Origin of the sequence: Hymenobacter nivis, from assembly GCF_006439025.1 — a bacterium.
Lineage (GTDB): Bacteria > Bacteroidota > Bacteroidia > Cytophagales > Hymenobacteraceae > Hymenobacter > Hymenobacter nivis_A.
On record NZ_RCYZ01000013.1, the window covers coordinates 75,855 to 84,377 of the forward strand.

Below are 8,523 nucleotides of genomic sequence, written 5' to 3' on the forward strand. Positions count from 1 at the left end.
GCCCCGTGAGCACGTCGCTCGATGTACTAGGCGACAAATGGACTCTGCTACTTATCCGGGATATAGTATTCGTCGGCAAGTCTACTTATGGGCAATTCCTGCAGTCGGAGGAAAAAATTGCGACCAATATTCTGGCCGACCGGCTGGCAGTGCTGGAGGCGCAAGGCCTCATAACCAAGGCCGTGGCTGCCGACAAGAAATCGAAGTTTACCTACCGCCTCACGGAAAAAGGCCTTGATACCGTCCCCCTGATTGTTGAGCTCGTACTGTGGGGAGCTAAGCACTGCCCGACCATCGCCGACCCTAGCTTGCTGGCAGAACTTCAGGCCAGCAAAGACACAGCCGTGGAGAAGTATCAGCGACTCGCTCGCGAAAAGGCCTTAGAATAAGACTCTATTTCGCCCGCCACCGCGACTACTGTGTTGGTAGTCAATTCAAGAAGCTCGGTCCATTCGGCCGAGAGTTGACTAGCTACCTCATCGGCCCTATATATTTCCGTGAATAAACGACCACGCAAACCGGCTAGTTTTAGTTCGGGGGGGGGGAAAACTGCTCCAGGGGCAGGCTGCCCCAGTTCTCATGCCACATGGCCTTGTGACCAGCGGCGCAGCGGCTACGCTTGAAGCTAGTCAGGACTTGGCCGGTGCGCGTAAAGATTAGCTAGTTGCAGTGCTCCATCCAGAATTAGGCGGCCTTCGCCACGGCCTCATCCTAGCGGGTGATGTACATGATTTTGGTCCAGAATCACTCCGAGGAGTTTATACCACCTTCGTATTTAGTGAAATCCTCACCGCCCCAGGTACGGGCCTTGGGATTGATTTTGGCAGCTTCGGCCAAGGCCGTGTGATCTTTCCAGAGATTGAACAGCGCGTTGGGATTCTCGGCAAACTCGGGCAGCATAACGAGCTGCGCCCGCACCAAGTCAGTACCGTAATCAAGGCCAATAACGTAGGCCGGAGAGGGAGGAGTTAGCACAGTAGCAGTTTATAGAGTCACTTCAAAAAGCCCTAGTCAGTTTCCATCGCATCAACTGCGATCAGTGTCGACGCCTCGGCCACAAACTTGTCGAGGACACCGTCGGCTATTTTGATGGGACCATCGAAACGAGTCACCTTGGGGATAGTTTGTATCGCAGTGGCTTCAACCGCAAGTTGTTTGGCGTTAGCGAAGTAACGCTGTGCTGCCGCTGAATTGCGGCGGTCAGCTGCGTCTAGCCCCGCCGCGGTTAGTTGAAGCGCTCTGCCCCATACCCGCATAGCGTCAAGCCACGGGCGTGCCTGCTGGGCAAATGCAGGATCTATGGTTCCGGATTGGATGATATCCGGGGCACTCGTAAACTCGGCGGCCTGGCGCAGCAGGTTTTTAATTGCCTGGTGCCGGGTTTCATTGTCTCCAAGAGCTATGGCTTCGCGCACTTCGTCAAGCATCGCCTTCAACCGGGGAGCCTGCGGCTGCCAGGGCTGGCTACCAAAAGTTGGTGCCAGATGCTGCGTATCAAAAAAGGTCATCAACGCGGCTGTCGCCTGTTCGTCTCCCCCGGCCAAGACGCGCGCTGCGTAATTCCAGGTGCGGTCGGCATCGTACTCCTTGTCATTCCAACCGAAAGCAGCCACCCCGGTAACCGCGACGCGGCTGGGTGCCTCCTGATTCATGGGATTGGCTAAAATGCCCGTCAGTTCCGCTGAGAGTCCGGCTTCGCGTCGCGCGTAGGGAGCCAGCAGCAGGCGGCCGGTAGTCTGCGCATAGTCATTCACAGGATAGTTATCCCATAAGAGTGTTTTTTGTCCAAATGCTTTGGTCGCCGCCTTCGCATCTGCAATGGCAATAGCTGGAGGCACCACGTCGGTCCCAGTCCACTGTACTACTATCTTCGGGTCAAGATTTTTTCGCAGCGCTGCTTTATACGGGCTCTCTTTTGCATCGTAATATTCGGTCGGTACCATGATCAAGGGGCGGGCTGCCGGATCATGGGCATTGAGGCTGGCTTGAACGGCATTAAGCAGTTTGGCTTGCGCAATACCTGCTGCTTCCGCACTTGGTGGCCCGAAGGTCTTCGCATCCAGGACGCAATTCCATTTAGTGTATTCGATGTCGTCCAGCGCCACATAAAAGCTGTGGACGCCGAGTACGCGTAAGGCCGCGAATTTTTGCTCCAATAAGCGAAGATCTGCCGGGTCGGAGAAACAGACCGAGGGGCCTGGGGATATCGCGTAGACGAAGTTGATATGATGGCGCCGAGCAGTCGCCACCAACTTGCCAAGCTCTTTTAAGATATCCGCCGGATAAGCTTCGCGCCAGCGATCACGGGCATAAGGATCATCCTTGGGGCTGTATACGTACGTGTTGGCCTTGACGCTAGCGAGGAAGTTCAGATGCTTGCTTCGACTCTCCATAGACCACGGTGCTCCATAAAAGCCTTCGATGGTGCCTCGAATGGGCATTGCGGGATGATCTTGCAGGACCAGTTTCGGAAAGCCAGGGTGCTGCATTAATTGCCGGAAGGTTTGCACGCCATGGTACAGGCCATCCGCATCATGACCGGCGAGGGTGATGAGGGCACCGCTGCCCATCGCAACACTTGCAAGCGTATAGCCTTCGGCATGACTGTCGGCCGTAGCAGCACTTCGTGCCAGCGCTGCGCGCACGACGGGCGCTTCCTCCTGACCAATCACTAAGTAGAGGTGATCCAAAGCAGCGGGTAACTGTCGCGCCGTTCCGATCGTCTCGACTCCGGAAGACGTGAGGATACTGCGAATAAGCGCTACACTCTCTGGATCGGTACCTGGTGCTACAATCAGAACAACCGATTTAGCTAGCGTAATCAACCCGTTACCAAGCTTAACCGACACTGGTGCCGGAACCAGTGCCGGTAATGTTGCGGGTCGTGAAAATGTAGCCCCAGTGCTTTGCCCGGCTGCCTGTGAAAAGGCACTGGAGGTGCTACACAACACCATGAAAAAGGTTAATAATCCTTTCATTACGTTTTGAAACTGGGAGGTGGACAGCCCGATGAAACGGGCGTCCGATTATGCTTTCAGTACAACACCTTGTTGGACAATAGCTACTATTTACCTGAGCGTAGTAAGCCGCGACAGTGCAAGAGTGAGGTGGTCGAGTAAAAAAGGACAGGGGCAAGTCTTGTCGTCCACGGCTCATGCCCGACAAAACACCTCTGAGCGACTTGCCGCTGACCCGCAAGAACTACACGCCCGCCTTTGAAGCCGAGTGCGTGCGCTAGGTAGCCGCTGGGGCCCGGCAAACCGATGTGGCCCGCGCCCAGGGCCTGTCGCCCGCCTTGCTGGGCCGCTGGCAGCGCCCAGCGTTGGCTGAGGCCGTACCGAGCAGTGCAGAACGTGAGGAAATGAAGCGTTTGCGCGCCGAGCTCAAACGCGCAAAGACGGTTACGACATTTTAAAAAAGTCGTAACCGTCTTTGCGCAGCCGCCTCCCTCATGAGCCGTTACCAGTTTATTGAGCAGGTGGCGGCCACTAAGCCGGTGCAGGTGCTCTGCCGCGTGCTACAGGTTAGCGCCGCTGGCTATTATCAGCGGGGGCAGCCAGGCAGATGGCCGCTAACAGGGGAAACAGTTTCCTGGGAGTAGGAAAAGAGAAAGAGCAAGCGGAAAGAGCTGTCCGTCAGCCAAGCCGACAAGCAACTCCCTCATTGTCCCAGGCGGAAGTCGGCGATGCTCGTCTGGGTGAGGGTGCAGTTATCGAAGCGGGTGCTCATGCCGTTGCCGACCGGCGCCTGGGAACTGAGGCCCAGCCAGATGGTGGCGGGGTAGTCGTTTTTATACAGCCGGGCCAGCTCCCACTGCTTGCCGTCGAGCGAGTGGTAAAAGCCGATGGTTTTGGCATCGGACGAGATTTTCAGGTACACCTGCTTAGCCGTGACCAGGTCGTGGTCGTTGTCGTCGGAGGTGCCGATGGTGCGCACGCTCACAACCCGCGTGCGGGCCCGCTCGTCGCGCTCAAAGCAGAACTTCTGCCACCAGTCGGGGCGCAGGTAGACGTAGAGCACGCCGGCGTCGTAGGTTTCCAGAAACTGCGGGGCGACCCGGGCCGTGAGGGTGAAGGGCTTGGTGTTGTCCACCTGGGTCAGCAGCACGGGGGCGCTTTGGTTGGTGAGCTTGCCGTCAGGGTCGTTGAAGTTATCGCTTTTGGCTTCGGCGCGCAGCGTGAGCACGCCTTTATCGACGGTGGCGTGCTGGGCCGCCCCGTTCAGCGAGCGGGTGAACGTGAGGTTGCCGAACTGCACGTTGCACGGCTCACCAGGTACGGCAAGCGGGGCCGCGTCCTTCGCCGCCGTAGTCGGCGTAGCGGTGGCGGCCTCGGGAGCCGACGCCGTCGTGGCCGAATCAGGCGTGCAGGCGGTGAGCAAGGCCAGCGGCAGTAGGTAGGGGGGGATTTTCATGGGGCAAGAAAAAGGGATTTGGTGAAATCCTGTAAGGAGGTAGATAGCTGGAAACCAGGTTGTGAAGGCGCACAGCCGCTTGGCTTGGGTTGCCTAGGGTAGCTAGGCGTGCGAAGTGCGGCCGTACTTACCCATGCGCAAGCCCGGGGCCAACGGACGCCCGTTGGGCTAGCACGCGGCCAAGTGCTGCCCGGAGGGCTCGCTCAGCGGCTTGCCTCAGGAGAGCAGCAAAGCTATGAGCGGCACAAGGCCCTGCCAATGGTTATTAATAACCACTCCACAGCGCGTGTGAACGGCTGGTTTGGGGGTATCCGGCTGGTTTGCCTGGTCAAGATGGTACTTAATAACCAGGCAGCGGACGGGCGAGAATGCCTACTCCATGGCCCGTCGCCGAGTGCAGTGGGTCCGCCCGAAGGCGTGTTCCGCGACCCCGCTAGGGCGGCGCGCTCGTTTCGCGACCGCGACCTAGTGCTGGCCCCACAAGGGACGCCGGCGAGGATAGTGCGCCAATCCGGGGGCGGGCGGGTGGGGCGCCAAGCGCCTGCGGCAGCCTTTAGCCGCGGCACGGGGTTGCTGGGGCTGACCTAGGGGGAGCACTTGGCTACCTAGCGCCGTCAGCGGCCGGCCAGGCCAGCCAACACGTCGGTGGACCACGCCGTTACTAACCCGTGCCCCAGCTACAGGACACCGCAGCCACGCCACTGCTTAGCTCAGGCCCGTACACGCGCCGTTTGCGTTGCCGGGAAAGCAGTGGGTCATACCTTGCCCTGACGAGGCAGCCAAAGGGTCGCAACCACCAGCCATAAGGCAAACGGGGGCCTAAAAGCCACCAGCGCAACTTACAAATTCGTTTCCTTTTGCCCTCCTCCGTTTCCCGAACACGCCCCTAGACTCCCTAGATGAACAACAGCCGAAGTTTGTTAGATACAAAATTGCTAGCCCAGCGCTTCGAAGCGGGGAACGATGCGAGCGTTCAACTGGAAGCCTGCCAGCACATTGCGCAAACTTATGCCACCATAGAAAATGGTATAGCTGTTCTTTCCGATTTCAACACCCGGCAAAGCTACCTCTACCCCGGTGGGGTGGCGCAGCAGCTTGGTCTGGACGAAAACAATACCACCATGAGGTCGATATGGGAGGATGAGCTATTCAACAGAATACATCCCGAGGACCTCCAACGAAAATACCGGCTGGAGTTTCAGTTCTTTCAGTTGATGAAATCTATCGATGTGGCACAACGCTTTGATTACGAAGCTGTAAGCAAGCTCAGAATCAAGAACAAAGAGGGAAATTATGTCTTCGTAAGGCACCGTATTCTCTACCTGAAAGGTCCTGAAGATGATGCCATACGGTTTGCGCTTTGTCTGTACAATGTGCTCTATACGCATCCAGAATTTGACATTCCCCAAGGAGTTATTGTGAACACGAAGACCGCGGAGGTTATCGATTATGACAAGCAGCAGTTTGACAATAAGTTGTCTTCGCGGGAGAAGGAGATTTTAGGATTGATTCAGTACGGAAGAAGAAGCAAGGAAATCGCCAGCCAGCTAGCGGTGAGTATCAATACGGTTCATCGGCACCGACAAAACATCTTGCAAAAGCTCAAGGTGAGCAGTGCGATAGAAGCGTGCCGGGTTGCTCAAAATATGGGCTTGCTTTGAGTAGATTTTTACCTTGGTTAACGTTACCGTACTACCCTTCAGGTAGCGTAAAGCATACTAGGAGAGGAGGCAGGAAACGCTCCTTTCCCCACCTCCTCTACTTGGGCGTCCCCCCAAGGGGCGGTCAGAAGTAAGTGGACGTGGCTGTTGCAGAACTCAACAGCAAACCGAAAGGGAGACTTGCATCAGCTAAATCAGCGCAGCAAACCGCTCAAAAAGCTGATTTTAGGCTAGCAGCAACCTATTTTTAAACGACCTACCTGGTTCTGCAACAGCTACGGGGCCCTTATTGGAGTATTCGATGCTGATATCTACAGTATTGTAGGTGCTGATTTGCGCTAGTTGCTTTAGCTACCACGTAGCGTGCTTAACCAGCGCTACGACTAGTTAGCGTGGCTGATTAAGTAGGCCAAGACCAAAAGCGGGTCGCACCGACTGCGCAACTCAAAGGCAGCACATAGCGGAAAAGTCCAGCCTGGTAGGCTGGACTTTAAAGCGGCTGAACCTTTTAAGCTAGTAAAAGGACGTTTCTGCGCTCCTGCCGCAGCTTAATTGGCGTTAGTTTTCTGGGCAGCGCACCGGCTGTAAAATAATGGTAGCCAAAGGTTTTAAAAGGAAAAATGTCAAACATGGGTCATAAAGCGCACCTACAACTGACGGGGGCGTTCGTTCGCAGGCAGCGGGCTTACTACCCATGCAACACCGCCTCCACAATGGCTGCCGGGGCTTCGCGGGGCACGTAGTGCCCCACGCCCGGCAGCACCTGCCGTTGGTAGGGACCCGTGAAGTAAGACTCTTTGCCCTCGGAGGAAGCCACTAGGCCAGCCCCGTCCAACTCGCCGTGCAGCACGGTGGTGGGCACGCTGATTTTGGGCTGGGGCGTCAACTGCTTTTGCAGCGCGTCGTAGCGCGGGTCGGGTGGGGCGGCTCCCCAACGCACACAGTAGGCGTGCAGCACTACCTCTACCCAATCGGGGTTATTCCAAGAAGCAGCGGTGCGCGCAAACTCCGCTTCGGTGAAGGCCATCGTGGGCGACCACAGGTGCCAGATATAGCGGCAAAACTCCTGACGGTTGCTTTTGAGAGCCTCGTGGCCCCGCTCGGTGTGAAAAAACCACTGGTACCAGTAAGCGTGAACCTGATTGATGGGAATTTGGTCGCCTGGCTTGATGCCGGTGCCGTAGCCTACCGATGCGGCAACCAGCCGCACTACCCGCTCAGGCCAGAGGGCCGCTACGAGGTAGGCCGCGTGGGCGCCCCAGTCGTGGCCCACAAGCACCACTTGGTCGATGCCCAGCCGGTCGAGCAGGTCGATGGCATCCTGGGCCTGGGCCACTGCCTGGCCCGAGCGGGGCGTGCGCGCGTCCAGAAAAACAGAGCCACCGCAGCCGCGCATAGAGGGAGCCAACGTCTGGTAGCCGGCGGCCAGTAAAGGCTCTACCACGCCATCCCAGGTACGCACGTCATCGGGAAAGCCGTGTAATAGCAATACTACAGGGGCCTCGGCGGGGCCGCGGCGCTCGTAGGCGATGCGCAGCACTTCGGTTTCGACGGTACCGGTAAAGGTAGAAGAAGGCATAAAGAACAGAAAATAAAGTAATAAGCATCAAGTAGTCACTGCCTACTACACCCAAAAGTTTGCACGGGCGAGTAGCGTTGTGGCTATAGAATCACCGGGTCCGGCCCGTACCAAAAACGCCGCGACCAAAGGCTGGCTGCGGCGCTCGGTAGGCTGCTTGAAGGGCAGCCAGGCCGCTGCCGGCGCGAAAAGATTACCCGCCGCTACCGGCGAGGGCCGAAAGCTAGGTGTGCTTTGGCATTTCCTCGGGGCACGAAAGCAGGCCAGCCATCAGCCCGAATACGCCCATGGCCAGGAAGGTATTACGGGCGCGCTTGTTGTGGGCAAATCCTAATGTCCACGGGGCGGTCAACGCCGTGAGGCCGCCCAGCGTGTCAATGGCCAAGTGCGCCTTGTAGGGCATCACACGAATAGGACCCCACTCGGCGCTTGTGAAGAGACTGGAAATCAATATAGTACCACTTAGAATATGGCACAGCGTGGTGGCGGCTTTCTCTTCGGTGAATCCGACCAGCTCCGGGGCTGAGGCCACGAGCGGGGCGTACGAGTAGTCGGTAAAGGCGTGCTGACGACGCGAGATGGGTTGAAACATAATGAGTAACGGGTGAGCCGTCGCGAATGGCAGTGGCAGGGTGGATTGATTGCAGCCTAAAAAGCTGCAAAGAGGCTCCTGGAAAGCCCTTAGGAGACCCTAGCGGTAGGTTAGGGGCGAGGCCCGAGGCAACTGCCCGGCCCACGCGCCCCTAGCCAGCCAATTAGTCGGGCATTTGGTTAATGTCCGTCGGCTCGACGCGGGGCGTAGCGTTCATCATATGCCGGTATTTGGCACTCGACTCGTAGGCCTTGATGCGCACCCGGTTGATGCTGCCC

Annotated in this window: 7 protein-coding genes and 1 pseudogene; 3 read left to right on the plus strand and 5 right to left on the minus strand. The window is 57.4% G+C overall.

Translation table 11 applies throughout. The features are described from left to right. Nucleotides 1–5 precede the first annotated feature (5 nt). Nucleotides 6–389, plus strand: coding sequence for a winged helix-turn-helix transcriptional regulator (locus EAH73_RS21605; protein WP_240047365.1), 384 nt, complete (start codon nt 6–8; stop codon nt 387–389). A gap of 355 nt (nt 390–744) precedes the next feature. On the opposite strand, the gene EAH73_RS21610 is transcribed toward EAH73_RS21605, so the two are convergent. Next, nucleotides 745–975 (minus strand): hypothetical protein, encoded by a 231-nt coding sequence (locus EAH73_RS21610; protein ID WP_140469515.1) that lies wholly within the window; start codon nt 973–975, stop codon nt 745–747. A 32-nt stretch (nt 976–1,007) separates the two neighbouring features. Beyond that, nucleotides 1,008–2,978, minus strand: coding sequence for a beta-N-acetylhexosaminidase family protein (locus EAH73_RS21615; RefSeq protein WP_140469516.1), 1,971 nt, complete (start codon nt 2,976–2,978; stop codon nt 1,008–1,010). 275 nt (nt 2,979–3,253) lie between these two features. Between EAH73_RS21615 and EAH73_RS24050 the strand changes: the two are divergent. Beyond that, nucleotides 3,254–3,415, plus strand: a pseudogene (locus tag EAH73_RS24050) (hypothetical protein); the annotation flags it as partial. Nucleotides 3,416–3,660: 245 nt separating this feature from the next. On the opposite strand, the gene EAH73_RS21625 reads toward EAH73_RS24050, so the two are convergent. Continuing rightward, on the minus strand, nt 3,661–4,413 hold the full coding sequence (locus tag EAH73_RS21625) for a DUF1349 domain-containing protein (RefSeq protein ID WP_140469518.1): 753 nt from the start codon (nt 4,411–4,413) through the stop codon (nt 3,661–3,663). A gap of 899 nt (nt 4,414–5,312) precedes the next feature. Between EAH73_RS21625 and EAH73_RS21630 the strand changes: the two genes are divergently transcribed. Then, entirely contained in the window at nt 5,313–6,074 is a 762-nt protein-coding gene (locus EAH73_RS21630) for a LuxR C-terminal-related transcriptional regulator (protein WP_140469519.1), read from the plus strand. 688 nt (nt 6,075–6,762) lie between these two features. On the opposite strand, the gene EAH73_RS21635 is transcribed toward EAH73_RS21630, so the two are convergent. Beyond that, entirely contained in the window at nt 6,763–7,653 is an 891-nt protein-coding gene (locus tag EAH73_RS21635; RefSeq protein WP_140469520.1) for an alpha/beta fold hydrolase, read from the minus strand. Between the two features lie 223 nt (nt 7,654–7,876). Further along, entirely contained in the window at nt 7,877–8,245 is a 369-nt protein-coding gene (locus EAH73_RS21640) for a hypothetical protein (protein WP_140469521.1), read from the minus strand. Between the last annotated feature and the right edge of the window lie 278 nt (nt 8,246–8,523).

Coding starts and splice junctions, on each gene's coding strand:
- EAH73_RS21635 (WP_140469520.1), bottom strand. CDS start 7,653: ATGCCTTCTTCTACCTTTACCGGTACCGTCGAAACCGAAGTGCTGCGC.
- EAH73_RS21640 (WP_140469521.1), bottom strand. CDS start 8,245: ATGTTTCAACCCATCTCGCGTCGTCAGCACGCCTTTACCGACTACTCG.
- EAH73_RS21615 (WP_140469516.1), bottom strand. CDS start 2,978: ATGAAAGGATTATTAACCTTTTTCATGGTGTTGTGTAGCACCTCCAGT.
- EAH73_RS21630 (WP_140469519.1), top strand. CDS start 5,313: ATGAACAACAGCCGAAGTTTGTTAGATACAAAATTGCTAGCCCAGCGC.
- EAH73_RS21625 (WP_140469518.1), bottom strand. CDS start 4,413: ATGAAAATCCCCCCCTACCTACTGCCGCTGGCCTTGCTCACCGCCTGC.